The following is a 25840-nucleotide window of genomic DNA, read 5'->3' on the forward strand; positions in this document are numbered from 1 at the left end:
GTGCGCCGGCGGTGCCGGAGCGGGTCAGACGGAGGTGGGAGCGGGAGCGGCGACCGGGGCCGCGCTGCCCCGTCGCGGACCGCGCAGGCGGACCTGGCGGACGAACAGGGCGCCGACGACGACGAGGTAGAGCAGCCAGGCGGCGAACTGCAGAGCGGTCGGCTCGGGCGTGTAGTTGAAGAGGCCGCCGACCACGGCGGTCGCGGGCGGCGGGAGGATCGGGCCGAGCGAGAACAGCGGGGTGCCCCAGCCGGGCAGGAGCGACGCCTCCTGCAGGTCGCCGACGCCGTAGGAGAGGACGCCGGCCGCGACGAGGATGAGGAAGCCGCCCGTCCAGGTGAAGAAGCGCCCGAGGTCGATCCGGACGAAGCCCCGGAAGATCAGGTACGCGATGACGACCGAGCTGAGGATGCCCAGAATCGCGCCGACCGTGCCGACCCACGCGCTGGATCCCGACCCCGCAGTGCTCGAGGACACGCTCGCCCAGACGAAGAGCGCCGTCTCGATGCCCTCGCGGCCGACGCTGATGAAGCCGAGGACCACGATGCCGAGGGCCGAACCCGCGACGGCGCCGTCGAGCCGGGACTCGAGGTCGCCCTTCATGCTGCGGGCGTTCGCGCCCATCCAGAAGATCATCCAGGTGACCAGGCCGACCGCGAGGATCGAGAGGCCGCCGCCGATGAGCTCCTGAGCCTGGAACGACAGGGTCGAGGGGCCCCAGGTGAGGATCGCACCGGTGACGAGTGAGATCGCTATCGCGGCGGCGATGCCGGTCCAGAGCCGCGGCAGCACGTCGCGCCGGCCGAGCTTGGTCAGGTAGGCCACGAGGATGCCGACCACGAGGCCGGCTTCGAGGCCTTCGCGGAGGCCGATGAGGTAGTTTGCGAGCACGCGTGTTCTCTTGGTCGATGGTGGACGAGGAGGGGGCGACTCCCGCCCCGAGTCGATCCGGTCGGCGCGGCTCCGTTGTTCGGTAAGCCTTGCCTAACCCGGGTCGACTGTAGTCCGCTGCCCGGTCGCTGTCCAGAAGCGCCCGCAGCGGAGGCCGCGCGGGACGAGAGGCGGAGAGTGGACGCGGGCCGGGACGCAGCAGCGGAGCGGGTGGTGGCGGTGCACGCCCACCCCGACGACGAGACGATCACCATGGGCGGGACCCTGGCGCGGCTGGTGGCGCAGGGCGCCTCCGTCACCGTCGTCACCGCCACGCGGGGCGAGTGCGGCGAGGTCATCCCCGAGGACCTCGCTCCGCTCGAGGGCTCGGCCGAGCTGGCCGCGCACCGGACGACCGAGCTCGTCGTCGCCCTGACGGCCCTCGGCGTCGCCGACCACCGCTTCCTCGGCGAGGCCGGCGCCCGCGCACCCGGCCTCGCTCCGCGCGTCTACCGGGACTCCGGCATGCAGTGGGGGCCCGGCCGCGTCCCGGTGCCGCTCGAGCCGGTGCATCCCGCGTCCTTCACCGCCGCGCCCGAGGACGAGGAGGTGGCGGATCTCGTCGCCGTCCTCCGGCAGGTCGACGCGGGCGTCGTGCTGTCCTACGACGCGGGCGGCGGCTACGGCCACCCGGACCACGTCCGCACCGCCCGGGTCGCCGAGCGCGCCGCCGGGCTGCTGGGCCTGCGCTTCCTCGCCGTCCTCCCCGACGCGGCCCCGCCCCTCCCCGGGGACGTCGTGATCGAGCTGTCCGCCGAGGACCACGCCCGCAAGCGCGCGGCCCTCGAGGCGCACGCGACGCAGCTGGTGGTCGAGGGCGACGAGGCCCGCCTCTCGAGCGGTCCGCCGTTCCCCATCGGCCGCATCGAGCGCTTCCGCCCGGTCGCGCAGGCGGGGCGTCCGGCGCCGCTGCCGGAGGAGCGTCCGACGCTGGGATCGCGCGTGCTGTCGGGCGTCGCCGGAGTCCTGGTCGGCGCGGTGGTCGGAGCGATCACGACCGTCGCCCATCAGAGCACCGTGTCGGTCGGCGGTGTCGTCCTCCCGGTCGGCCTCGCCGCCTCCCTCGCCGGCGTGCTGCTGCTCCTGCTCGGGCTGCGCCTCGTGCTCATGGACCGGTTCGTCGCGTTCTGCACCGCGATGGGCCTGCTCGGGATGATCGGGCTGCTCGCCCTGCGCAGCACGGGCGGATCCGTCCTCGTCCCGGCGAACGGCCTCGGCGTGGCCTGGACCTTCCTCCCCGCCCTCATCGCCCTCGTCGTGATCGCCTGGCCGCGGCTGCGGGCGGCCGCTCCCGCCGCCGCCCCGCGGCCGGCGGACGCCGACGCCCCGTCGGCCCCCGTACGATAGAGACACTGTTCGAAGGGACCTGGAGCACCGTGACCTACGTGATCGCACTTCCGTGCGTCGATGTCAAAGACCGCGCCTGCATCGACGAGTGCCCGGTCGACTGCATCTACGAAGGCGAGCGCTCGCTCTACATCCACCCGGACGAGTGCGTCGACTGCGGTGCCTGCGAGCCGGTCTGCCCCGTCGAGGCGATCTACTACGAGGACGACCTCCCCGAGGAGTGGTCCGACTACTACAAGGCCAACGTCGAGTTCTTCGACGAGATCGGCTCCCCGGGCGGAGCCGCCAAGGTCGGCGTGATCGCGAAGGACCACCCGGTCATCGCGGCGCTGCCTCCGCAGAGCCACTGAGGCCGCTCCCATGGCCCTCGGCGCGCTGCCCGACTACCCCTGGGACCTGATGGCGCCCTTCGCCCGCACGGCGGCGGAGCACCCCGGCGGGATCGTCGACCTGTCGATCGGCTCGCCGGTGGACCCGACGCCCGCCCCGATCCGCGACGCGCTCGCCCGCGCGACGGACTCGCACGCGTACCCCACGACCGTGGGCACCCCCGCTCTGCGCGAGGCGATCGCCGCCTGGTACGCGCGGCGGCGCGGAGTCGAGGGCCTCGGGATCGACGAGGTCCTGCCGACGATCGGCTCCAAGGAGCTCGTCGCCTGGCTGCCCTTCCTCCTCGGACTCGGGGAGGGGGACGTGGTCGTGCATCCGCGCGCCGCCTACCCGACGTACGCGATGGGCGCGGCGATCGCCGGCGCCGAGGCGCTCGCCTCCGACGACCCCGCCGAGTGGCCTGTGACGACCCGCCTGGTCTGGCTCAACTCTCCCGGCAACCCCGATGGCGCCGTGCTCGACGTGCCCGCCCTGCAGCGCGCCGTCGCGCGTGCCCGTGAGCTGGGCGCTGTGATCGCGGGGGACGAGTGCTACGCCGAGCTCGGCTGGGACGGCCGCTGGGCCGACGAGCCGATCCCGAGCGTCCTCGACCCGCGCGTGGTGGGGGAGGACCGCACCGGGGTCCTCGGCGTCTACTCGCTGAGCAAGCAGTCGAACCTCGCCGGCTACCGCGCCGCCTTCGTCGCCGGGGACGCGGCCCTGATCGCGCGCCTGGTGACCGTCCGCAAGCACGCGGGCATGATCGTGCCCGGTCCGCTGCAGGAGGCGATGATCGTCGCCCTCGCCGACGACGAGCACGTCGCCGCGCAGAAGGAGCGCTACCGCTCCCGCCGCGACCGCCTCCGGCCCGCCCTCGAGTCCGCGGGCTTCCGGATCGACCGCAGCGAGGCCGGCCTCTACCTGTGGGCGACCGAGGGCCGCCCGGCCTGGGAGTCCATCGACCGGCTCGCCCGCCTCGGCGTCCTCGCGGGCCCCGGCGTCTTCTACGGGGAGGGCTTCCCCGAGCACGTGCGCCTCTCGCTGACGGCCTCCGACGAGCGGATCGACGCGGCCGTCGAGCGCCTGTCCGGCGGCCTCTGAGGCGCTCGACCCGGCCGATCCTGGCGGGTTCCGACAAGGCCCCGGCCCCAGCGCTGGGCGATGTCACAGTGCCCCCGCTTTGCCCATAGGCTGTATGTGGTTCGGTCGACGGTGCCTCACGAGGCCCCGGCTGCACCACGATCCAGACCCGGCGCCGCCCGCTCCGCGCGAGCGCTTCCGGGGTGCGACCGCGACGACCTGGGAGGCGTTGTGACCGAATCCGGCACGCAGAGCGACGGAACCGCGACGGTGGGCTCCACGGAGCCCGCGACCGGGAGCGCCACGACGCCGCCTCCCGCGCCGGCGGAGCAGGAGCTCCCCGAGAAGGTCACGCTCACCTTCGGCGACCGCACCGCGGACTTCCCGGTCCTGCGCAGCGTCGACGGTTCCTCGAGCATCGACTTCTCGACCCTGTCGAAGCAGACCGGCTTCATGTCGCTCGACTACGGCTTCGTGAACACGGCGGCGACCAAGTCGCAGATCACCTACATCGACGGCGACCAGGGGATCCTCCGCTACCGCGGCTACCCGATCGAGGAGGTGGCCACCAACGCGACCTACCTCGAGGTGGCCTGGCTCCTCATCTACGGCGAGCTGCCGACGGCCGACGAGCTCGCGGGCTTCGACGAGCGCATCCGCCGCCACACGCTCCTCCACGAGGACCTCAAGCGCTTCTTCGACGCGCTCCCGCACAGCGCGCACCCCATGTCGGTGCTCTCGGCCGGGGTCTCGGCCCTGTCGACGTACTACGAGGACAGCTCCAACCCGAAGGATCCGGAAGCTGTGGAGCTCACCACGATCCGCCTCCTGGCGAAGCTGCCCGTGATGGCGGCGTACGCCCACAAGAAGGCGATCGGCCAGGCGTTCCTCTACCCGGACAACTCGCTGAGCTTCGTCGACAACTTCCTCCGCCTCAACTTCGGCACGATGGCCGAGCAGTACCAGGTCGACCCGGTGCTCTCGAAGGCGCTCGACCGCCTCCTGATCCTCCACGAGGACCACGAGCAGAACGCGTCGACGTCGACCGTCCGCCTCGTCGGCTCGACCGAGGCGAACCTCTACGCCTCGGTGTCTGCCGGCATCAACGCCCTGTTCGGCCCTCTGCACGGCGGAGCGAACGAGGCGGTGCTCACCATGCTCGGCCGGATCCGCGAGTCGGGCGAGAGCGTGTCGACGTTCGTCGAGCGGGTGAAGAACAAGGAGGAGGGCGTGCGCCTGATGGGCTTCGGCCACCGGGTGTACAAGAACTACGACCCGCGCGCGAAGCTGGTCAAGGAGAGCGCCTCCGAGGTCCTGCAGGCCCTCGGCGTGAAGGACCCGCTGCTCGACATCGCGATGGAGCTCGAGGCCCTCGCTCTCGAGGACGACTACTTCAAGGAGCGGCGCCTCTACCCGAACGTCGACTTCTACACGGGCGTCATCTACAAGGCGATGGGCTTCCCTACCCGGATGTTCACCGTGCTCTTCGCGATCGGCCGCCTGCCCGGCTGGATCGCCCACTGGCGTGAGATGAACACCGACAAGCAGACCAAGATCGGCCGCCCGCAGCAGCTCTACATGGGCTCGCCCGAGCGCCACTGGCCGAACGACCGCTGACCGGTCCCCGAGAGCCCGTCCCCGCCGGGGGGCGGGCTCTCGCCGTGCGGCGCACCCGCCTCTCGTCAGCCGTCCGAGACTCGAACCTCTTCTTCGAGGCGGGACGCAGAGCGGCGTGGTCGCCGCGGACTCGATCAGCACGGTTCGTCCCGGGGTGCCGCCTGCTGGGCCCGGCGGCGCCGGACGCCCGTCCTCAGGCGTGCAGGGCGGCGTTCAGCTCGATGCCGGCGCCGGTGCGGGGGAGGACCTCGACAGCTCCGGTGAGTGAGTTGCGGCGGAAGAGCAGGTTCGGCACGCCCGAGAGCTGCACGGCCTTCACGGTCTGCGGGGCGCCGTCGGCGCGCGGCGCTCCGCCGACCACGACGACCTTGGTGCCGGCGGTCACGTAGAGGCCGGCCTCGACGACGGTGTCGTCGCCGAGGGAGATGCCGATGCCCGAGTTCGCACCCAGCAGCGCCCGCGCGCCGATCGAGACGCGCTGCACTCCTCCGCCCGAGAGGGTGCCCATGATGGACGCGCCGCCGCCGATGTCCGAGCCGTCGCCGACCACGACGCCCTGCGAGATGCGCCCCTCGACCATCGAGCTGCCGAGGGTCCCGGCGTTGAAGTTGACGAAGCCCTCGTGCATCACCGTCGTGCCGGGTGCCAGGTGCGCCCCGAGGCGGACGCGCGAGGTGTCCGCGATGCGCACCTTCGCGGGGGTGACGTAGTCGGTCAGCCGCGGGAACTTGTCGATCCCGGTGGCCTGGATGCCGTGGCGCCGGAGCGAGGGGCGCAGGCGGGTGAACGACTCCGGCGAGACCGGACCGGCGTTCGTCCACACCACGTTCGGCAGGTGGGCGAAGACGCCGTCGAGGTTCACCTCGTTCGGGCGGACCAGGAGGTGCGAGAGCAGGTGCAGCCGCAGGTAGGCGTCGGACGTGGAGGCGGGCGGCGCCTGCACGTCGATCTGCAGCGTGACCACGTCGATGCGGACCTCGCGGCGCGGATCCTCGCCGGCCTGCTCCTCGAACTCCGCCGGCACGATCCAGGGGTCGCGGCCGGCCGGGATGGTGCCGAGGCGCGGCTCCGGGAACCAGGTGTCGAGGACGGTGCCGTCGGCGGCCACGGTGGCGAGCCCGTATCCCCAGGCGGAGGCGGGCGCGGAGGAGTCTGCGGAGTGCTCGAGGGTCATGCCGATCAGGGTAGCGCGGAGCGTCCGGCCGCTACCCTGGGGCGCATGGCCGATCCGACCACCGCCCCTCCGCTCGATCTGCGCACCGATCCGGTCGCCCTGACGCGGATCCTCTGCGACATCCCCTCCGTCTCGGGCGACGAGCTCGAGATCGCGGACGCGGTGCAGTGGGCGCTCGAGCAGTACGACCACCTCGAGGTCATCCGCGACGGCCACACCGTCGTGGCGCGGACGAACCTCGGCCTCGCCCAGCGCGTCGTGATCGCCGGGCACCTCGACACGGTGCCGGTCAACGGCAACCTGCCCGTCGTCGCCGAGACGATCGACGGCGTCGAGCACCTGGTCGGCCGCGGGACCGTCGACATGAAGGCCGGAGTGGCGGTGCAGCTCGTCCTCGCCGCCGAGCTCTCCGATCCGGCCGTCGACATCACCTGGATGTGGTACGACAACGAGGAGGTCGCAGCGGACCTCAACGGCCTCGGCCGCCTCTCCCGGCACCGCCCCGACCTCTTCTCCGCCGACTTCGCGGTGCTCGGCGAGCCGACGAGCGGAGCAGTGGAGGGCGGCTGCAACGGGACGCTCCGGGTCGACGTGGTCACCCGCGGCGTCCGCGCCCACTCCGCCCGCAGCTGGGTCGGCGAGAACGCGATCCACGCGGCCGCGCCGATCCTCGACCGCCTCGCCGCCTACGTGCCGCGCGAGGTCGAGGTCGAGGGCCTCGTGTACCGCGAGGGCGTCAACGCCGTGCGCGTCACCGGCGGGGTCGCGGGCAACGTGATCCCGGACCTCTGCACGGTGCAGGTCAACTACCGCTTCGCCCCCGACCGGTCCGGGGAGGAGGCGCTCGCCCACCTCGAGGAGCTCTTCGAGGGGTTCGAGGTGACGGTGGACGATCTGGCCGAGGGCGCCCGCCCGGGGCTGGACGCACCTCTGGCCCAGGCCTTCCTCGCGGCCGTCGGAGCCGAGGCGAAGCCCAAGTACGGCTGGACCGACGTCGCGCGGTTCTCCGCCATGGGCATCCCGGCTGTCAACTACGGACCGGGCGACCCGCTCCGGGCCCACGCCGACGACGAGCGCGTGGCGGTGCACGAGATCACCGAGTGCACCGAGGGCCTCCGCCGCTGGCTGACCGCGTCCTCGTGAGCGCGACCGCCACGGCCGTCCCCGTCCGACTCCGCCTCCGCCTGCGCCTGGTCCCGTGGTGGGCGCGGGTCCTCCTGGTGTACATCGCGACCCGCGTGGTCACGACGGTGATCCTGTTGCAGTTCGCCGCGCACCAGCTCGCGAACCCGTGGACCGGACCCTCCCCGTCCTACTCGGCCTTCGCGTCGATGTGGGACGGCCGCTGGTACGAGATCATCGCGGCCACCGGGTACCCCGGCTTCCTGCCGATCACGCAGGACGGCCACGTGGGGGAGAACGCCTGGGCCTTCATGCCGCTCTACCCGGGCGTCGTGAAGGCGCTGATGGCGCTCACCGGCCTCACCTGGGCTCCGGCCGCCGTGACCGTCTCCGTCCTGTGCGGAGCCGGAGCCTGCCTCGTCCTGTACCGCCTCTTCCGGCACTCCCTCGGCGAGTCGCAGTCGCTGACGGCGGTGCTGCTGTTCTGCGTGGCGCCGACCTCGCCGCTGATGCAGCTCGCCTACGCGGAGTCGATGGCGATGCTGCTGACCGCGGTCACGCTCCTCCTCCTGGTGCGGCGGCGCTGGCTCGCGGTCGTGCCCGTGGTGCTGCTGCTGGGCCTGACCCGGCCGAGCGGGCTCGCCTTCGCCGCCGCGCTCGGCCTGTACGTCGTCTACCGGTTCGTCCGGCGCCGCACGGAGCCGTTCCCGCGGTCGGAGTGGCTGCCGGCCGTGGGCCTGACGGCGTGGGGGCTCGTGGTCGGCTTCCTCTGGCCCGCCGTGGCGTGGGTCGTCACCGGGTCGATGACCGCGTACACCGACACCGAGCTGGCGTGGCGTGCGGTCTACATCGGCTACCAGGAGCTGCTCCCGCTGACTCCGTGGTTCCAGGGCGGCGCCTGGTGGGGCTCGTGGTGGTTCGGGGCTCCGGCCGTCGGCATCGTGCTGGTGGTGCTCCTGCTGGCGGCGTTCGTCGGGATCCTCGCCGCACCGTGGACACGGAGGCTGGATCTCTTCAGCCGGGCCTGGGTCGCCGGGTACGGCGTCTACCTGCTGGCGTTCTTCTTCCCGCAGTCGAGCACCTTCCGGCTGCTGGGCCCGATGTTCCCGCTCGTCGGAGCGCTGGCGGTGCCGCGCTCGCCGGTCTTCCGCGTCGCGCTGGTCCTGCTCGGGATCGGCGGCCAGATCGTCTGGATCTCGATCTGCTGGGCCGTCGCCGGATCGGACTGGACTCCGCCGTGATCGTGCCGCGCGCCCGCCCGGCGCGGTGCTCCTCCGGGGACTCCCGACTCCCGCACGGGTATGCTCGTCGGAATGTCTCCCCTCACGCCAGCCGGTGAGCCGCGACACGCGTCGCCCCTCCTCCGGCCGACCCGCCGGCGAGCCGCGGCGACACCCGCCCGCTCCCCGCTGACGACCGCCTCCGCCTCCTCGACGGACCGCGGGCCTCTCGCGTGAGCGCCACCGCGATCGCGCCGGAGACGGAGGACGCCTCTCCGTCCCGCTCCCGCTGGGGTCTGCTCCGGAGGATCCCGTGGTGGATCCAGGTGCTCCTGGTCTTCGCCGTGTCCCGCGTCGTCACGACCGTGATCATGCTCCGTGTCGGCGCCGTGCGTCAGGGCGTCGAGTGGACGGGACTCCGCGACACCTACGTCCGGTTCGCGACGACGTGGGACGGCGGCTGGTACGAGCGGATCGGGATGACGGGGTACCCGTCGGTCCTGCCGCTCTCGCCGTCCGGAGCCGTGGAGCAGAACCCCTGGGCGTTCATGCCCGTCTACCCGTTCACCGTCCGCGGCCTGATGAACATCACCGGGCTCGACTGGGCGAACGCGGCGGTGCTCGTCGCCCTGGTCTGCAGTGCAGCGGCGTGCCTGGTGATCTACCGGCTGTTCCGCGTCTCGCTCAGCGAGGGCCAGGCGCTGATGGGGATCGTCTTCTTCTGCGTCGCTCCGACGTCCCCGATCCTGCAGATCGGCTACGCCGAGTCCGGCGGCATCCTCCTGACAGCCGTGCTGCTCCTCCTGCTGGTGCGCCGCAAGTGGATCTGGACGTTCCCCGTTGTGCTGGTCGTGGGGCTCCTGCGCCCGAGCGGCCTCGCGATCGCGGCGATGACGGGCCTCTACTTCCTCTACCGCGTCTGGCGCCACGTGCGCGGCACCGAGCCGTTCGCCCGCCGGGAGTTCGCCTTCACGGTCGCCCTCACGGTCTGGTCCCTCGCGGTGGGGTTCGCCTGGCTGCTCATCGCCTGGGCCGTGACCGGCTCCTTCACCGCCTACACCGACACCGAGCTCGCCTGGCGCAGCGTCTTCATCGGCGAGGGCGAGCTCATCCCCTTCACCTCCTGGTTCGCCGGTGGAGGCTGGTGGGGAGGCCTCTGGTTCGGCTCGCCGATCACGGGCATGGGCATCACCGTCGTGGTGGTGCTCGGATTCCTGGCGATCCTGTTCTCGCGGGCCACGCGCAGCCTCGACGTCTTCTCGCGGCTCTGGGTCGGCGGCTACGCGATCTACCTCTTCGCGTTCTTCTACCCGCAGTCGAGCACGTTCCGCATCCTGATGCCGATGTTCCCGCTGGCCGGGGCGCTCGCGGTGCCGCGGTCGACTCTCCTGAGGGTGTTCGTGGTGGCCGCATCGATCGTCGGGCAGATCGTCTGGGTGCTGCTGTGCTGGGTGTTCACCCCGGGCGACTGGTCCCCGCCGTGATCGGCTGACGCCCGACTTCCGGGCGCGGTTCGGAACACCCCCGCGGATGCACGATAATAGGGGGATACGTCACGAAAGGGGAACTCTATGGCGGCCATGAAGCCGAGGACCGGAGACGGACCGATGGAGGCTGTTAAGGAGGGCCGACTCATCGTCGTGCGCGTTCCGCTCGAAGGAGGCGGACGCCTCGTCGTCTCGGTCAACGATGCAGAGGCGAAAGAGCTGCACGACGCGCTCGCGTCGGTGGTGTCTCCCGCCTGATCCGCACCGTCGTGAACGCCCGTCGCACATCGTGCGGCGGGCGTTCCGTCTTTCCTCGGTCGGCCGCGCTCGTCAGGCGCGGCGCTTGTTGGCCTGCAGCAGGCCGTCGCCGATCGGCGAGAGCACGCTGACCACGGCGGGGGAGGCGCAGACCTCGGCCACCAGCGTGCGGAACGCCGTCGCGATCTCGTCGCGCTGCGCGGGGTTGGCCACGCGTCCGCGCCAGAGCGCGTGGGGGACGAGGACCGTCCCGCCCGGACGGACGAGCCGCAGCGCGTGCTCGACGTTCTCGATGACCTGCAGCGGATCGCCGTCGACGAAGACGATGTCGTAGGAGTTCTCGTTCATCCGGGGCAGCACCTCGAGGGCGCGGCCCGGGATGAGCCGCAGCCGGTTGGGCGAGATGCCCGCCTCGTGGAACTGGGCGCGCGCGTGCTGCTGGTGCACGGCCTCGGAGTCGATCGAGGTGAGCATCGCCTCGGGGGCGCCGTCGAGCAGCCACAGGCCGCTCACTCCGGTGCCGGTACCGATCTCGATGATGGAGGTCGCGCGCGCCGCGGCGGCGACCAGCGCGGCCTGCGCTCCGATCGAGGGGGAGACGGCGTCGATGCCCAGCTCGACCGAGAGCCGGCGGGCCGAGGCGATGGCCTCCGACTCGACGACCGCGTCCTCGGCGTACTTCCAGTTGGCATCCTTGTCGGACACGGGGGCGCTCCTCTGATCGGTGCACCGAGCGGATCGCGCCCGGGCATCGTCAGGGTACGGTGGCGCGCGGGCTCCGCGAGGGAGGCGCGGCGGGTTAGTGTTGTCCTCGTGTTCGGTCTGACGTTCGACAAGCTCCTCATCATCGGGGTCATCGCTGTCTTCGTGCTGGGTCCCGACCGCCTCCCGCACTACGCCGCCCAGCTCGGGCAGCTCGTGCGCAAGGTGCGCGGATTCGCCACGCAGGCCCGGGAGCGCGTCAAGGACGAGATGGGCGACGAGTTCAACGACGTCGACTGGAAGAAGCTCGACCCGCGCCAGTACGATCCCCGCCGCATCATCCGCGACGCCCTGCTCGAGGACGATCCGGCCCCCACCGTGAAGCCGCCCACCGCTGTCGCCGCTCCGGTCGTGCCGGGCGGCACCGGCTCCGCGCAGGACAGCTACTACACGACGATGCAGCGCTCCGTCTCGTCCGGCACGCTCTCGAGCGTCGCGCCGCCGCCGATCGACTCCGAGGCCACCTGAGCCCTGCTCCGCGAGGAGCGCCGGGCGGGCGTCCCGACCGACGCCGCCCGCACGAAGCCGCGCGGAGGCGTCAGCCGACGGCGAGCGGAAGCCGACGGCCGGTCAGTCCCCGCGGCCGCGCGGCGAGCGTCGCCGCCAGGGCGTCGATCGCCCGGGCGGCAGGATCCTCCGGATCGCCGACGACGACGGGCACGCCCTCGTCGCCCCCCGCCCGCAGCGCGACGGAGATCGGCAGCGACGCGAGCAGCGGCACCTCGTCGCCCGTCGCAGTGAGCCGACGCGCGACCTCGGCCCCGCCTCCGCTGCCGAAGAGCTCCAGCACCGAGCCGTCGGGCTGAGGGAGTCCGGACATGTTCTCGACCACTCCGACGATGCGCTGACCCGACTGGCGGGCGAGCGCGCCGCTGCGCTCGGCCACGTCGGCGGCCGCCGGCTGCGGTGTGGTGACGATGAGGACCTCCGCATGCGGGAGCAGCTGCCCGATGGAGATCGCCACATCCCCCGTGCCGGGAGGCAGGTCGAGCAGGAGCACGTCGAGGTCGCCGAAGTACACGTCGGTGAGGAACTGGGAGATGGTGCGGTGCAGCATGGGTCCGCGCCAGGAGACGGCCGCCCCCCGGGTGTCGCCCTCGAGGAACATCCCGATCGAGATGACCTTCACGCCGTGCGCCACCGGCGGCAGCATCAGCTCGCCGACGCGGGTGGGCCCCGCGACGCGCCCGTCGTGCATCAGGCCGAGCAGGCCGGGGATGGAGAAGCCGTGAACGTCGGCGTCCACGAGGCCGACCGCGAGCCCCCGCTGAGCGAGGGCGACCGCGAGGTTGGCGGTGACGGTCGACTTGCCGACACCGCCCTTGCCGCTGGTGACCGCGTACACGCGGGTGAGCGAGTCCGGGCCGAAGGGCATGCTCCGGCGCCCGCCTTGGAGGCGCTCGGTGAGGGCGGTGCGCTGCGCCGGCGTCATGACTCCGACCACGACGTCGACCGCCGTGACTCCGGGAGCCGAGGCCGCGGCCTCGCGCACGTCGCGCTCGATCGCGGAGGCGGCCGGGCAGCCGACGATGGTCAGCCGGATCGCGACGCGGACGGCTCCGTCGGCCCCCGCCTCGACCGACTCGAGCATGTCGAGCTCGGTGATGGGCTTCCGGATCTCCGGATCGACGACGCGGGCCAGCGCCGTCCTGACGGCGGTCTCGATGGCGGCGACGTCAGGCATCGCGCCGCTCGGGCTCCTGCGCCCGATCCTTCTCGAGCTCCTCGAGCAGGCCGCGCAGCTCCGAGCGGATGAAGTCCTTGCTCGCCATGTCGCGGATCGCCAGGCGCAGGGCCACGACCTCGCGCGCGAGGTACTCGGTGTCCGCGAGGTTGCGCTCGGCCCGCTGACGGTCCTGCTCGATCTGCACGCGGTCGCGGTCGTCCTGGCGGTTCTGCGCGAGCAGCAGCAGCGGCGCGGCGTAGGAGGCCTGCAGCGAGAGGATCAGCGTCAGCACCGTGAAGCCGAGGGCCTGCGAGTCGAAGCGCGCGTCCGCGGGCCCGTAGGTGTTGAACATCAGCCAGAAGACGCAGAAGATCGTCATCCCGACCAGGAACCACGGCGTGCCCATGCCGCGGGCGAACGACTCGGTCAGGCGGCCGAAGCGGTCGCTGCTCGGGCGGTTCCGCCGCGAGAGGACGCGGGTGCGCAAGCCCTTGGGAGCGTCGAGGCGCCGGTCCTGCTTGGTGTCCCTAGCCACGCGCGCCCCTCCGTCCCCGTCGTGTCCTGCCTGTCGCCGCGGGTGCCGGCGGCACGAGCGGGACGCCCTGCGTCGCCGTCGTCACCGGCTTCCTCGGTTCGTCGTCGTCGCCGTGGCTGCGCCAGTCGTCGGGGAGGAGGTAGTCGAGGACGTCGTCGATGGTCACGACGCCGACGAGGCGGTGGGACGCGTCGACGACGGGCACCGAGACGAGGTTGTAGCTGGCCAGGATCCGGGCGACCTCGGCCGCCGAGGTCTCGGGCGTGATCGGGTCCATGCTCTGGTCGAGCAGGGTGCCGAGGCGCTCGTGCGGCGGGTAGCGGAGCATCCGCTGGAAGTGCACCATGCCGAGGAAGCGGCCGGTCGGCGGCTCGTAGGGCGGCAGTGTGACGCAGACGGCGGCGCCGAGGGCCGGGGCGAGCTCGTGGCGGCGGATGAGGGCGAGACCCTCGGCGACGGTCGCCTCGGAGGAGACGATGATCGGCTCCGTGGTCATCAGACCGCCGGCGGACTCCGGGGCGTAGGTGAGGAGCATGCGGACGTCGTCCGCCTCCTCGGGCTCCATCAGCTCCAGGAGCGCCTCGCCGCGCTCCTCCGAGAGCTGGGCGATCAGGTCGGCCGCGTCGTCCGGCTGCATCTGGTCGAGGACGTCGGCGGCGCGGTCGTCGTCGAGCCGGCCGAGGATCTCGACCTGCTCGCTCTCGGGCATCTCCTCGAGCACGTCCGCGAGGCGGTCGTCCGAGAGCTCGCCGGCGACCTCGAGCATCCGCTGCTGCGGCAGGTCGAGGAGCGTGCTGGCGAGGTCGGCGGGCTTGAGCTCGGAGAGGCTGGCGACGTACTGCTCGGCGGACTGCGCCTCGGTCGAGACGCTCTCGCGGACCTCGCGCCAGCCGGCGAAGGCGGTCGCGCCCTTGGCGAAGGGGGAGGGGCTGGTCTTGGGCCGGCGGACGAAGAGCTGCGCGAGCTCCCACTCGCCGGGAGCGGCCTCCTCGATCGCGACGTCCTCGACGACCGCGTCACCGGAGCCGTCCACGAAGCTCACCCGGCGGCCGAGGAGCTCGGCGATGACGCGGACCTCGCCGCCCCGCTGCTCGAAGCGGCGCACGTTGATGAGCCCGGTGGTGATGATCTGGCCGCTGCCGATGCTGGTGACCCGGCCGATCGACACGAAGACGCGACGGCGCCCGGGGATCTCGACCACCAGGCCGACCACCCGCGGGGCGTCGTTCTGCCGGTAGACCAGGAGCACGTCGCGGACCTTGCCGACGCGATCGCCGGCCGGGTCGAAGACACTGCATCCGGCCAAGCGCGCGACGAAGACTCTGGCGGAACTCACGGCTACAAACCTAGTCCCGTGCAGCCGGGCGGACGCCGAGCGTTCCCGGCTCGCCCTCGGCCGGTTCTCCGAATCCGTTCAGAGACCTTCAAGTGGCCTGTGCGATTCTGTCCGGGTGACTCAGCAGACGCCGTTCAGCGGCCGAGGGCCGGCCTTCCCCACGATCCCGCGCGGGGAGATCCTCGCCACGTTCGACACGTACCAGGAGGCGCAGGCCGCCGTCGACGTGCTCGCCCGCGCCGACTTCCCGGTGCGCCAGCTCGCCATCATCGGCAACGAGCTCAAGAGCGTCGAGCGGGTGACCGGCAAGCTCACCTGGGGCCGCGTCGCCCTCGCCGGAGCGGCCTCCGGCGCCTGGCTCGGTGTCTTCCTGGGCCTCCTGCTCATCATCTTCTCGCCGACGACGGAGTTCTCCTTCCTCATCGCGGCGGTCCTCCTCGGCGCCGGCTTCGGGATGCTCTTCGGGCTCGCCTCCTACGCCGTGAACCGCCGCCGTCGCGACTTCACCTCGACCATGCAGGTGATCGCGACCAGCTACTCCGTGCTCGTGGACCCCGAGGTGGTCAACCGCGCGCGCAACCTGCTCGACGGCGGCACCTCCCCGGCGGAGGCGCCGCAGACGGCCTGGGCTCCGCCGCCCGCCGCGGTCGGCGACCCGCAGCCGCGGCCCGTCCGCCCCGAGGACGACCCGCGCTGACGATCCTCCACGAAGGCCCCCGGTCCGCCGGGGGCCTTCGTCATTCCGGGGGCGGGGCGGCTCAGGCGGAGCCGACGGGCGGGAGGACGATGTCGACCGCGAGACCCCGGGGGGAGCGGTTGACCAGGGCGACCGTCCCGCCGGCCGAGAGCACGGTGGTGTGCACCAGGGCCAGCCCCAGACCGCTGCCGCCGGAGGCGAGGGTCCGGGAGTCGTCCGGGCGGGAGAAGCGGTCGAAGGCGACCGGGATGAAGGCGTCGGGCATCCCCGGTCCGTCGTCCGAGACGCTGAGCATCAGGCGCCCGTCCGACTGCGAGAGGGAGGCGACGATCATGCCGCCGCCGTTCATCGCCTGGATCGCGTTCCTCACGAGGTTGTCGATCACCCGGCCGAAGTCCTGGGACGCGACCGCGTAGAGCCGCACCGGCTCGCGCTCGTCGATCTCGTAGTCGATCTCCACCCCCGACTCCGAGGCGAGCAGGCGGGTGCGGTCGACGGCGCCCACCAGCTCGTCGACGAGCTCGGCGAAGGGAGCGGTCGGGCGGACGGTGCGGCTCTCGATGCGCGAGATGTCGAGGAGGGCGGATGCGAGGCGCACGAGCCGGTCGACGCTCTTCTGCGCGTCGAGGATGACCCGGTCGACCGCGACCGGGTCGTCGACGCGGTGGTGGGCGATCTCGAGCTGGGCGGAGAGCGCGGCGAGGGGAGTGCGGAGCTCGTGGCTCGCATCCGACACCATCTGCTTCTCCCGGGCCAGCGACGCGGTCTGCTTGGTCAGGAACGCGTTCAGCGTCACCGCGAGCTCGTCGATCTCGTCGCGCGTGCCGACGACCGGGAGCTGGTCGCCCTGCCCGGGCTCGGCGGCGATCTGATCCGCGCGCGCCCGCATCCGGCGCACCGGGGCGAGGGCCGCGCCCGTCAGGATCCACGAGGCGAGCCCGAACGTGACGACGAGGAAGATCGCGGCGTAGACGAGCACGTGGGCGAAGTCGTCGAGGACGAGCTGCGACGCGGCCTGATCGCGGGCGGAGGCGACCTGCCAGACGCCGCGATCGCTCTCGATGGCCGTGAAGCGGACCAGGTAGCTGCCGTTCGCCGTCGTCACGTCGGCGTACCGGGGCGAGGTGTCGGCCGGCTCCTCCGCCAGAGCGCTGAGCACCTCGCCGCTCAGGCGCGAGGGCATGGTCGAGGTGCTGACGCTCCCGTCGGGCGCGAGAGCGAGGAACAGCTGGCCCGTCGACGAGCCCTGCGTGCGCGGGACGTTGCCCGCCGAGATGTCGCGGCGCACCTCGTCCTCGATCGACATCAGGATCGTCCGCTCGCTGCGGTCGACGATGCCGGTGACCACCTGGTAGAAGAGCAGCGCCGCGAGCGCGAAGAGGGCGGTCGCCACAGCGACCGTTCCCACGGTGATCCTCGCGCGGATCGAGAGCGCGCCGACCCGGCGGCGTGCCGTGCTCATCCGCGACACGGGCTATTCGACCGGGCGGAGGAAGTAGCCCTTGCCGCGGACGGTAACGATGCTGACGCCCGTGTCCTCGGTCGGGAGCTTCTTGCGCAGGTAGCTGACGTACTGGTCGACGATGTTGTTGTCGACGATCTCGCCGCCGCCCCAGATCTCGGAGAGGATCCGCTGGCGGGTCACGACGGAGCCGACGGGAGTGATGAGGAGCTTGAGGAGCTCGAGCTCCTTCGGGCTGACGTGGATGCGCGAGCCGTCGGCGGTGCGCCGGATGCTCGATCCGTCCACGGTGATGCGTCCGACGTCGATCGAGGTGGACATCAGCGACGGGCTGCGGCGCAGGAGGGCCCGGAGGCGCGCGTTGAGCTCGGTGAACGCGAACGGCTTGGTCAGGTAGTCGTCCGCTCCGGCGTCGAGGCCGAAGACGCGGTCCTCGATCGCGTCCCGCGCGGTCAGCAGCATGATCGGCGTGGGCCGGCCGAGCTCGCGGATCCGGCGGCAGATCTCGAAGCCCGACATCGCCGGCAGCATGACGTCCACGATGGCGGCCGAGAACTCGGCGTTGCTGAACGCGACGAGCGCGTCGATGCCGTTTGTGGTCAGCACGGCCTCGTAGCCGGCGTCTTCGAGGCCGCCGACGAGGGCCTCACCCATGGCTGGATCGTCTTCGACGACAAGGATCTTCACGCGCTCACCCTACGGCCCGGCTCCCAGGAGGACGCACTGGGCGGGCCGTGTGTCGATCGGATGCGGGATCGACCCATTCGATCGGCGCTGGGCGACGAATGAGGAGCAACAGACCGCTCGGGGGCGTGGCGGGAGAGGCGCGATCAGTGGCGCATTTCTACTCTTCTCTCCCCGTCGGCCCGATGATCCTGTTTGCATAGTTCACCTCTACCGTCACCCGAAGGCGGCACAAAAATGCTCGATATTCTTTCCATCTGGGCGCGTCTCGCGCTGTCGGTCCTCCTGTGGATCGTCGTTCTTCCCGTCATGCTCGTCCTGCTGCCGTTCCGCACGGGCAGGAGCGCCTCGCTCCCCGCCCTGCGACCGGTGCCGGTTCCCGCACCGACGGTTCCGATCGACACCCGGAGCACCAGCGGCGCGTACTAGGCCCACTTCCCGGTCGTTCCGGGCTCGACGCCCCGCTCCCATGAGCTCCGGCGTCGTCCGCCCACCGATCCCCGACGCCCGAACAGCCGTGCCTCTCTCCGCCAGGAGGGGGCGCGGCTGTTCGTCGTTCCCCGGGTCGATCCCGACTGACCGACAGATGTCGATATCGGCTCCTCTCGATCGCGAGCCGCGTCAAGCCCTTCGCAGAATCTCAGGGACTGGCAATACAGCGCTCGCACATGGTTCACCGATCGGAAGGAACACGGATGCTTCGCGCCACGCGCGACACCGCTGGGATCCAGCTCGATTCGACCACGGGATCCCCCGTGCGCCCCGACACCCCGGTCTCGGTGGTCGCGTCGGCGCCTCAGAGCCTGATCTCGCGGATGCTCGGACGCCGCCGCTGCGAAGCCTGCGGAGCGGCCTCGGCCCGTCGCCGCGACGGCTTCTGCTCGGCCGACTGCGCCGGCACCTTCCACCTCTACGAGTGAGCCCGACCGGCCGAGTGCCGGTGGTGAACGTTTCGAAGGCCCGTGATCGACGATCGCGGGCCTTCGTGCTGTCTCGGGAGTGTCGGAGCGCCGGGTGAGGAGCGCCACGGTCGGACTCGGTCGCCCACCGGGTGACGCCGCTCGGTCCGTGATGGAGGGGTGCGCCTCGAGGGGCGTCGAGCACCGGAGCTGAGCGCCCATGTGCGAGGAAGGAGAGCGGAGGACCGCGGGTGTGCCCCCAGTAGGATTCGAACCTACGCCCCTGCCTCCGGAGGGCAGTGCTCTATCCCCTGAGCTATGGGGGCCAGGAGTGCCTGACCACATTAGCACCCGGGCGGGGCGGGCCCCGACGCCGGGAGCGGTCCTCGCGCATGCCACGATGGAGCCATGCTGCGCACTGTCTCCGCCTCGCTGGATCTGCGTCTGAACGGCCCGACCGACCTGATCTTCCTGGTGGCGGCGACGCCCACGGGCGACTCGTTCGAGGACTCCTTCACCGTCCGGCTCGACGGGCAGGACGTGCCGGTGCGGGAGTTCCCGGCGCGGCACGGCGCCCGCGTGCACCGCGTCGCGGGGAACGAGGGCGACCTGCGGGTCGAGTACCGGGCGCGGGTCGCCGGGCACGGCGCTCCGGACGAGCCGAGCGAGCTCGAGCTCGTCGAGTACCTGCGGCCGAGCCGGTACGCCGAGGCGGACGTGCTCGGAGGGATCGCCCGGCGCGAGTTCGGGCGGGCCCGGGGCTTCGAGGCGCTGACGGCCGTCGAGGAATGGGTGCACGGCCACCTGTCGTACGTCTACGGCTCGACGGTCGGCACCGGGGGAGCGGCGCAGGTCATCGAGAGCGGCCAGGGCGTGTGCCGGGACTTCGCGCACACGGTCGCCGGGCTGCTCCGCGCTCTCGACATCCCCGCCCGGGTGACGGCGGTCTACGCGCCGGGCCTCGAGCCACGCGACTTCCACGCGGTCACGGAGGCCTGGGCCGGCGGCGCCTGGCACGTCGTGGACGCGACCCGGCTGGCTCCGCGCGGGTCGATGCTGCGCATCTCGTCCGGCCGGGACACGGCCGACACCGCGTTCCTCAGCAGCTACCTGACGGACCTGCGCCTGACCGGGATGAGCGTGGAGGCCGACTGCGACGCGGCTCTCGTCGACGACCACGTCTCGCCGGTGCGCCTGGGCTGACGCCGGGGCTCAGCCGGCGAGGACGCCGATCGCCGACCGCACGAGCGGCTCGGGGTCGCCCGGCTCGACGAAGGAGGCGCTGGACGCCTCGATCCAGTACTCGCCGACGAAGGCGTCCGCGACGCCCCGCCCCTCGGTCACCTGGTAGTAGCCCTCGATCTCCGGCGGCTTGCCGTAGGTGGGGACGGCCTTGCTGGTGGTGAAGAACTCGTTCTTGAGCGCCTCGATCACCGCGGGGTCGAGGTGGGCCACGGCCAGCTGCAGCTCGGCGCCCGAATCGTCGGACCATCCGCAGACCAGGCCGTCGTACTGGGCGATCTCCTCGGAGACGGCAGTGGTCCCGATGCCGTCGTCCGGGGAGAATCCGCCCCACAGGCCCGCGAGCGCCGAGGCCGGGACCAGCTGCTCGCAGGCGAGGGGGATCGGCGTGCCGCTGACGGCGCCGCTCGCGCTCGGCTCCGGGTCGGCCGCGGCGGAGCAGCCGGAGAGGGCCGCCGCGGCGAGGGCGACGAGGAGGAGGGCGGCGGGACGGCGCATGCGTCGCACCCTAGCAACGCCGCCCTGCCGAGCGGCCCCGCGGTGCAGGAGGGACGGGGGGCGCGGGCGCGGCGGCCGGTAGAATCGCTCCCCGTGACTCCCGAACAGCTCGCCGCCTCCCTGCACGCCCTCGTCCTCGACGCCGTGCAGCGACGGGGGAGCGATGCGGGCGTCGAGCTCTCGGACGTCGTGCTGGAGCGCCCGAAGAACCGCGACCACGGCGACTGGGCCTCGAACATCGCGATGAAGCTCGCGAAGCGGGTCGGCGCGAACCCGCGCGAGCTCGCCGCCGAGCTGGCCGAGGGGCTGGGCGCGGTCGAGGGCGTCGCCACGGTCGAGGTCGCCGGTCCCGGCTTCCTCAACGTCCGGCTCGAGGCCGCGGCCGCGGGCGCCCTTGCCGGCGCGATCGTCGAGGCGGGCGAGGCCTACGGCACCGGGTCCGCCTACGCCGGCGTCCGGATGAACCTCGAGTTCGTCTCCGCCAACCCCACCGGCCCCATCCACATCGGCGGGACGCGCTGGGCGGCGGTCGGCGACAGCCTGGCCCGGATGCTCCTCTCGCAGGGCGCCGAGGTGACCCGCGAGTACTACTTCAACGACCACGGCGCGCAGATCGACCGCTTCACGCGGAGCCTCCTCGCCGCCCACCGCGGCGAGCCGACCCCGGAGGACGGCTACGGCGGCGCCTACATCGGCGACATCGCCGAGCGCGTCGCGGCCGCCTACCCGGGCGACCTCGCCGTCCTGCCCGAGGAGGAGCTCGCCGAGACCTTCCGCTCGATCGGCGTCGAGCTGATGTTCGGCGAGATCAAGCAGAGCCTGCACGAGTTCGGCGTCGACTTCGACGTGTACTTCCACGAGAACTCCCTGCACGAGTCGCGCGCCGTCGACCGCGCGATCGAGCGCCTCCGCGAGCTCGGGCACATCTTCGAGGCGGACGGCGCCACCTGGCTGCGGACCACCTCGTTCGGCGACGACCGCGACCGCGTCATCATCAAGAGCGACGGTGAGGCGGCCTACATCGCGGGCGACCTCGCCTACTACCTCGACAAGCGCGAGCGCGGCTTCGATCGGGCGATCATCATGCTCGGCGCCGACCACCACGGCTACATCGGCCGGATGATGGCGATGTGCGCGGCGTTCGGCGACACCCCGGGCGTGAACCTCGAGATCCTGATCGGCCAGCTGGTCAACCTGCTCCGCGACGGCGAGGCGGTCCGGATGTCCAAGCGGGCGGGGACCGTCGTCACGATGGAGGACCTCACGGAGGCCGTCGGCGTGGACGCCGCGCGCTATTCGCTGGTGCGCTCCTCGGCCGACTCGACCCTCGACATCGACCTCGACCTGCTGACCAAGCGGAGCAACGACAACCCCGTCTACTACGTGCAGTACGCCCACGCGCGCACCCGCCAGGTCGCGGCGAAGGCCGCGGCGTCGGGCGTCCCCGTCGAGCCGTTCGCGCCCGAGACGCTGGTGCATCCGACCGAGTCGGCGCTGCTCGGCGGCCTGCAGGAGTTCCCGCGCATCGTGGCGCACGCCGCGGAGCTGCGCGAGCCGCACCGCGTCGCGCGGTACCTCGAGGAGGTCGCCGGCCTCTACCACCGCTGGTACGACAACTGCCGGGTCGTGCCGCAGGGCGAGGACCCGGTCGAGGCCGTGCACTCGACCCGGCTGCGCCTGAACGAGGCGACCGGGCAGGTGCTCCGCAACGGGCTCTCCCTGCTGGGCGTCACGGCCCCGGACCGGATGTGAGCGCGTCGGGGGCTGCGCCGCGGCGCCGGCGCGGGGGACGCGCGGCCGTGGTGGTCGTCGTGGTGCTGGTGCTGCTCGTGGTCGCGGCGGTGGTGGGCGACTCGCTCGCCCGCCGCGCCGTCGCGGACCGCGCCGCCGCGAGCCTCCGCGAGGCGCTCGCACTGCCCGCGGACCGGGCGGTGGACGTCGACGTCGCCGGCTGGGCCGTGCTCCCGCAGCTCGTCTCGGGGCGGCTGGACCGGCTCGACCTGCGCAGCTCGGACGTGACGTTCGGCGAGCTCGACGGCGACGTCGCTGCGACCCTGATCGGGGTGCCGGTGAGCGGCGTCGGAGCGGTCGAGTCCGGCAGCACCACGGTCGCGATCGACGCGGCCTCGGTCTCGCGGCTCGTCACCGAGCGCAGCACCGTTCCCGTCGACGAGGTGACCCTGGACGCTCCGCTCGTGCGCGTGACCGCCTCCGTCGAGGTGCTGGGCCTCCGGCTCGGCGCGGGCGTGGGGATGGAGCTCGCGGCCGTGGACGGCGCCATCCGGCTGACCCCGGCCGAGGTCTCCGCCGCCGGTGCGACCTTCTCGGCGACCGACTTCCGCGACCGCTTCGGCGCCGTCTCCGGCGACCTGCTCGCTCCGTCCTCCGTGTGCATCGCGGACTCGGTGCCGCGCGGACTGACGCTGACCGGAGTCGAGGTCGCCGACGAGTCGCTGAACGCGAGCTTCGCGCTCTCTCCGACGTTCCTCAGCGACCCCGCGGAGCAGGAACCGGGCACGTGCGCCTGAGCCCGCGCGGCGCCGCCGCCCCGGACCGGTAGGATCGGAGCCCTGTGCCGGCGTCTTCCGCGGGCCGAACACTGACATCGCTGGCTTCAGGGGTCAATCCGGACCCGCTCGCCCCGCAGTGACGCTCCCACTCTCTCCTGTGAGGTCTCACCCGTGGACACCGTCGACGCCCGCGCCCCCTGGCATCCGCTCGCGCCTGAGTGGCTGCACACGCCCGCCGACCCGAACGCCCTGGCCGACGGCGTGTGGCCGGACAGCGCCGAGCGCGGCGAGGACGGCGGGATCCGGATCGCCGGAGTGCCCGTCGCCGAGCTGGTGCGCGAGCACGGCACTCCTCTCTACGTGGTGGACGAGGCCGACGCCCGCCGCAGGGCCGTCGAGATGCGTGAGGTCTTCGCCCGCGAGCTCGGCCGGATCGGCACCGGCGTCACGGTCTACTACGCGGGCAAGGCGTTCCTCTCGACCGAGGTCGCCCGCTGGATGCGCGACGAGGGCCTGAACCTCGACCTCTCCAGCGGCGGCGAGATGGCAGTGGCCCTCGCCGCCGGGATCGAGCCCGAGCGCTTCGGCCTCCACGGCAACAACAAGTCGCTCCGCGAGATCGACAGGGCCGTCGAGGTGGGCGCGGGCACGATCGTGCTCGACAGCCTCGTCGAGATCGAGCGCGTCGCAGCCGCGGCCGAGCGGCACGGCCGCGTGCAGGCGGTGCGCCTCCGGGTCAACAGCGGAGTGCACGCGCACACCCACGAGTTCCTCGCCACGGCGCACGAGGACCAGAAGTTCGGCCTCGCACTCGCCGACTGCCCGGCCGCGGTCGCCCGCATCCGCTCCTTCTCCTCCCTGCGGTTCCTCGGGCTGCACTGCCACATCGGATCCCAGATCTTCGGCTCCGCCGGGTTCGCGGAGTCGGCGTCGCGCCTGCTCGACGTCCACGCGGCACTGCTCGCGGACGGCCCCGTGCCGGAGCTCAACCTCGGCGGCGGCTTCGGCATCGCGTACACCAGTGCCGACGACCCGACCCCGATCGCCGAGATCGCGGCCGCCGTCGCCGACGCGGTCGCCGAGCAGTGCTCCGCCCGCGACGTCCCGGTGCCGCACATCGCGATCGAGCCCGGCCGCTCGCTGATCGGGCCCGCCGGCGTCACCCTCTACGAGGTGGGCACCGTGAAGGACGTGACGGTCGGCTCCGAGGGCTCGACCGCGGTCCGCCGCTACGTCAGCGTCGACGGCGGCATGAGCGACAACGCCCGTCCGGCGCTTTACGGCGCCGACTACACGGCGCGGATCGCCGACCGCTCCTCCTCGGCCGAGCCCGCCCTCGTGCGGGTGGCCGGGAAGCACTGCGAGTCGGGCGACATCGTCGTCCACGACGACTTCCTGCCCGCGGACGTGCGGCCGGGCGACCTGCTCGCCGTCGCCGCGACCGGCGCCTACTGCTGGTCGCTCGCCAGCAACTACAACTACCTCGGGCGCCCCCCGGTGGTCGCCGTCCGCGACGGGCGCTCGCGCGTCCTCGTGCGCGGCGAGACCGAGGAGGACCTCCTCCGCCGCGACGCCGGCATCGAACGAAAGGCCACCTCCCGATGATCGAGTACCGCAGCCTCCGCGTCGCCCTGCTGGGCGCCGGGTCCGTCGGTGCCCAGGTGGCGCGCCTCCTGCTCGACCACGGCGACGAGCTCGCCCAGCGCGTGGGGGCGCCGCTGGAGCTCGTGGGCGTGGCCGTCAGGGACGTGGACGCGCCCCGCACCGCCGACATCCCGAAGCACCTGCTCACCACCGACGCCGAGTCGCTGATCCTGGGCGCCGACATCGTGGTCGAGCTGATCGGCGGGCTCGAGCCCGCCCGCAGCCACATCCTCACGGCGATCTCGTCGGGCGCGGACGTGATCACGGCCAACAAGGCGCTGCTCGCCGCCCACGGCAACGAGCTCTTCGAGGCCGCCGACCAGGTGGGCGCCCAGCTCAACTACGAGGCGGCCGTCGCCGGCGCGATCCCGATCATCCGGCCGCTGCGCGACAGCCTCGCCGGCGACCGGGTCCACCGCATCCTCGGCATCGTCAACGGAACGACCAACTACATCCTCGACCGGATGGACACCGAGCACGCGAGCCTCGAGGACGCGCTCGCCCGCGCGACCGAGCTCGGCTACGCCGAGTCCGATCCGACCGCCGACATCGAGGGCTACGACGCGGCGCAGAAGGCGGCGATCCTCGCCCGCCTCGCGTTCCACACCGACGTCCCGGTCACCCTGGTGCACCGCGAGGGCATCACCGGCATCACGAAGGCGCAGGTCGACCAGGCCCGCGACTCCGGCTACGTGATCAAGTTGCTCGCGATCTGCGAGCGGCTGACCGACGCCAAGACCGGCGTGGAGGGCGTGTCCGCGCGGGTCTACCCCGCGCTCGTGCACCGCTCCCACCCGCTCGCGGCCGTGCACGGGGCCAACAACGCGGTCTTCGTCGAGGCGGAGGCGGCCGGCGACCTGATGTTCTACGGCGCCGGCGCCGGCGGGATCGAGACGGCCTCCGCCGTCCTCGGCGACGTCGTGTCGGCCGCCCGCCGCCACGTCGTCGGCGGCCCCGGCCTGGTGACCAGCGCGAGCTCCGGGCTCGCGGTCCTCCCGATCGGCCACGTCACCACCCGGTACCAGGTCACCCTCGAGGTGCTCGACCGCCCCGGCGTGCTCGCGCAGATCGCGGGCGTCTTCGCCGACCACGGCGTCTCGGTCGAGACCCTGGTGCAGACCCCGCCCGGCGCCGACCCGCTGGAGGAGCAGGGCGGTGCGGAGCGGCGCGAGCCGACCGCTACCCTGGTCATCGGCACGCACGCCGCGGCGGAATCCGATCTGGCGGCCACCGTCACCGCCCTCCATTCGCATGGTTTCGTCGGCGCCGTGACGTCCGTTCTACGAGTTGAAGGAGCCTGA

At 72.4% G+C, this 25840-nt stretch carries 26 protein-coding genes and 1 tRNA gene; 17 read left to right on the plus strand and 10 right to left on the minus strand.

Features of this window, described 5'->3' with window-relative positions; genetic code table 11:
* Positions 1-24 precede the first annotated feature (24 nt).
* Positions 25-891, minus strand: coding sequence for an iron uptake transporter permease EfeU (gene efeU, locus C5C71_RS00805; RefSeq protein ID WP_104336948.1), 867 nt, complete (start codon positions 889-891; stop codon positions 25-27).
* Positions 892-1068: 177 nt separating this feature from the next.
* Here efeU and C5C71_RS00810 point away from each other — a divergent pair, with 177 nt between their 5' ends.
* From C5C71_RS00810 to C5C71_RS00825, 4 genes are all read left to right on the plus strand, one after another.
* Complete coding sequence (locus tag C5C71_RS00810) at positions 1069-2277, plus strand: PIG-L family deacetylase (protein ID WP_146084384.1); 1209 nt, start codon at positions 1069-1071, stop codon at positions 2275-2277.
* A 29-nt stretch (positions 2278-2306) separates the two neighbouring features.
* On the plus strand, positions 2307-2627 hold the full coding sequence (gene fdxA, locus C5C71_RS00815) for a ferredoxin (protein WP_104222984.1): 321 nt from the start codon (positions 2307-2309) through the stop codon (positions 2625-2627).
* A 10-nt stretch (positions 2628-2637) separates the two neighbouring features.
* Positions 2638-3747 carry a succinyldiaminopimelate transaminase gene (gene dapC / locus C5C71_RS00820; RefSeq protein WP_104336950.1) on the plus strand — a complete coding sequence of 370 codons (1110 nt, stop codon included), beginning with the start codon at positions 2638-2640 and terminating at the stop codon, positions 3745-3747.
* A gap of 210 nt (positions 3748-3957) precedes the next feature.
* Entirely contained in the window at positions 3958-5343 is a 1386-nt protein-coding gene (locus C5C71_RS00825; protein WP_258062828.1) for a citrate synthase, read from the plus strand.
* A 193-nt stretch (positions 5344-5536) separates the two neighbouring features.
* Here C5C71_RS00825 and dapD read toward each other — a convergent pair whose 3' ends face one another.
* A complete protein-coding gene (dapD, locus tag C5C71_RS00830) occupies positions 5537-6517 on the minus strand; it encodes a 2,3,4,5-tetrahydropyridine-2,6-dicarboxylate N-succinyltransferase (protein WP_104232738.1) in 981 nt (326 codons plus the stop codon).
* A gap of 45 nt (positions 6518-6562) precedes the next feature.
* On the opposite strand from dapD, the gene dapE reads away from it, so the two are divergent.
* The 4 genes from dapE to C5C71_RS00850 all read left to right on the plus strand — a co-directional run bounded on the left by dapE (position 6563) and on the right by C5C71_RS00850 (position 10604).
* Positions 6563-7660, plus strand: a complete 1098-nt coding sequence (dapE, locus tag C5C71_RS00835; protein ID WP_104272627.1) for a succinyl-diaminopimelate desuccinylase — start codon at positions 6563-6565, stop codon at positions 7658-7660.
* Positions 7657-8880, plus strand: a complete 1224-nt coding sequence (locus C5C71_RS00840; RefSeq protein ID WP_258068549.1) for a hypothetical protein — start codon at positions 7657-7659, stop codon at positions 8878-8880. The genes dapE and C5C71_RS00840 overlap by 4 nt, the downstream gene beginning before the upstream one ends.
* A gap of 212 nt (positions 8881-9092) precedes the next feature.
* A complete protein-coding gene (locus C5C71_RS00845) occupies positions 9093-10343 on the plus strand; it encodes a hypothetical protein (protein WP_104336951.1) in 1251 nt (416 codons plus the stop codon).
* 87 nt (positions 10344-10430) lie between these two features.
* Positions 10431-10604: a DUF3117 domain-containing protein gene (locus C5C71_RS00850; RefSeq protein ID WP_068208299.1), complete on the plus strand. Its 174-nt coding sequence runs from the start codon at positions 10431-10433 to the stop codon at positions 10602-10604.
* Positions 10605-10676: 72 nt separating this feature from the next.
* Here C5C71_RS00850 and C5C71_RS00855 read toward each other — a convergent pair whose 3' ends face one another.
* Entirely contained in the window at positions 10677-11309 is a 633-nt protein-coding gene (locus C5C71_RS00855) for an O-methyltransferase (RefSeq protein WP_104222989.1), read from the minus strand.
* A 108-nt stretch (positions 11310-11417) separates the two neighbouring features.
* Here C5C71_RS00855 and C5C71_RS00860 point away from each other — a divergent pair, with 108 nt between their 5' ends.
* Positions 11418-11834, plus strand: a complete 417-nt coding sequence (locus C5C71_RS00860; protein ID WP_146076468.1) for a twin-arginine translocase TatA/TatE family subunit — start codon at positions 11418-11420, stop codon at positions 11832-11834.
* Positions 11835-11904: 70 nt separating this feature from the next.
* On the opposite strand, the gene C5C71_RS00865 is transcribed toward C5C71_RS00860, so the two are convergent.
* Genes C5C71_RS00865 through C5C71_RS00875 form a run of 3 tightly spaced genes read right to left on the minus strand, consistent with a single transcriptional unit; the run spans position 11905 to position 14903 of the window.
* Positions 11905-13050, minus strand: a complete 1146-nt coding sequence (locus C5C71_RS00865) for an Mrp/NBP35 family ATP-binding protein (protein WP_104222990.1) — start codon at positions 13048-13050, stop codon at positions 11905-11907.
* The gene (locus C5C71_RS00870) at positions 13043-13567 is read right to left on the minus strand and encodes a DUF1003 domain-containing protein (RefSeq protein ID WP_104222991.1); all 525 of its coding nucleotides are present in this window, start codon (positions 13565-13567) and stop codon (positions 13043-13045) included. Before C5C71_RS00870 ends, C5C71_RS00865 begins: the two co-directional genes overlap by 8 nt.
* Positions 13560-14903: a magnesium transporter MgtE N-terminal domain-containing protein gene (locus C5C71_RS00875; protein ID WP_104225554.1), complete on the minus strand. Its 1344-nt coding sequence runs from the start codon at positions 14901-14903 to the stop codon at positions 13560-13562. Before C5C71_RS00875 ends, C5C71_RS00870 begins: the two co-directional genes overlap by 8 nt.
* 115 nt (positions 14904-15018) lie before the next feature.
* On the opposite strand from C5C71_RS00875, the gene C5C71_RS00880 reads away from it, so the two are divergent.
* A complete protein-coding gene (locus C5C71_RS00880; protein ID WP_258068551.1) occupies positions 15019-15600 on the plus strand; it encodes a general stress protein in 582 nt (193 codons plus the stop codon).
* A 61-nt stretch (positions 15601-15661) separates the two neighbouring features.
* Here the strand turns inward: C5C71_RS00880 and C5C71_RS00885 are convergent, their stop codons facing one another.
* Entirely contained in the window at positions 15662-17062 is a 1401-nt protein-coding gene (locus C5C71_RS00885; RefSeq protein WP_146078762.1) for a cell wall metabolism sensor histidine kinase WalK, read from the minus strand.
* 12 nt (positions 17063-17074) lie between these two features.
* Complete coding sequence (locus C5C71_RS00890) at positions 17075-17749, minus strand: response regulator transcription factor (protein ID WP_258059273.1); 675 nt, start codon at positions 17747-17749, stop codon at positions 17075-17077.
* A gap of 234 nt (positions 17750-17983) precedes the next feature.
* Between C5C71_RS00890 and C5C71_RS00895 the strand changes: the two genes are divergently transcribed.
* Both C5C71_RS00895 and C5C71_RS00900 read left to right on the plus strand, forming a co-directional pair.
* Positions 17984-18175, plus strand: a complete 192-nt coding sequence (locus tag C5C71_RS00895; protein ID WP_104246600.1) for a hypothetical protein — start codon at positions 17984-17986, stop codon at positions 18173-18175.
* A 266-nt stretch (positions 18176-18441) separates the two neighbouring features.
* Positions 18442-18666, plus strand: coding sequence for a hypothetical protein (locus C5C71_RS00900; RefSeq protein ID WP_104246599.1), 225 nt, complete (start codon positions 18442-18444; stop codon positions 18664-18666).
* A gap of 233 nt (positions 18667-18899) precedes the next feature.
* Here C5C71_RS00900 and C5C71_RS00905 read toward each other — a convergent pair.
* Positions 18900-18971 (minus strand) — tRNA-Arg (locus tag C5C71_RS00905).
* Positions 18972-19053: 82 nt separating this feature from the next.
* Between C5C71_RS00905 and C5C71_RS00910 the strand changes: the two genes are divergently transcribed.
* Positions 19054-19848: a transglutaminase family protein gene (locus tag C5C71_RS00910; RefSeq protein ID WP_104323895.1), complete on the plus strand. Its 795-nt coding sequence runs from the start codon at positions 19054-19056 to the stop codon at positions 19846-19848.
* Between the two features lie 9 nt (positions 19849-19857).
* Here C5C71_RS00910 and C5C71_RS00915 read toward each other — a convergent pair whose 3' ends face one another.
* Positions 19858-20385, minus strand: coding sequence for a hypothetical protein (locus C5C71_RS00915; RefSeq protein ID WP_104336952.1), 528 nt, complete (start codon positions 20383-20385; stop codon positions 19858-19860).
* 93 nt (positions 20386-20478) lie between these two features.
* Here C5C71_RS00915 and argS point away from each other — a divergent pair, with 93 nt between their 5' ends.
* From argS to C5C71_RS00935, 4 genes are all read left to right on the plus strand, one after another.
* A complete protein-coding gene (argS, locus tag C5C71_RS00920) occupies positions 20479-22137 on the plus strand; it encodes an arginine--tRNA ligase (protein ID WP_104222999.1) in 1659 nt (552 codons plus the stop codon).
* 47 nt (positions 22138-22184) lie between these two features.
* Positions 22185-22913: an LmeA family phospholipid-binding protein gene (locus tag C5C71_RS00925; RefSeq protein ID WP_104262485.1), complete on the plus strand. Its 729-nt coding sequence runs from the start codon at positions 22185-22187 to the stop codon at positions 22911-22913.
* A 153-nt stretch (positions 22914-23066) separates the two neighbouring features.
* Positions 23067-24500, plus strand: coding sequence for a diaminopimelate decarboxylase (gene lysA / locus C5C71_RS00930; protein WP_104336953.1), 1434 nt, complete (start codon positions 23067-23069; stop codon positions 24498-24500).
* Positions 24497-25840 carry a homoserine dehydrogenase gene (locus C5C71_RS00935; RefSeq protein WP_104223002.1) on the plus strand — a complete coding sequence of 448 codons (1344 nt, stop codon included), beginning with the start codon at positions 24497-24499 and terminating at the stop codon, positions 25838-25840. The genes lysA and C5C71_RS00935 overlap by 4 nt, the downstream gene beginning before the upstream one ends.

The organism is Rathayibacter sp. AY1C1 (assembly GCF_002932105.1).
GTDB lineage: Bacteria > Actinomycetota > Actinomycetes > Actinomycetales > Microbacteriaceae > Rathayibacter.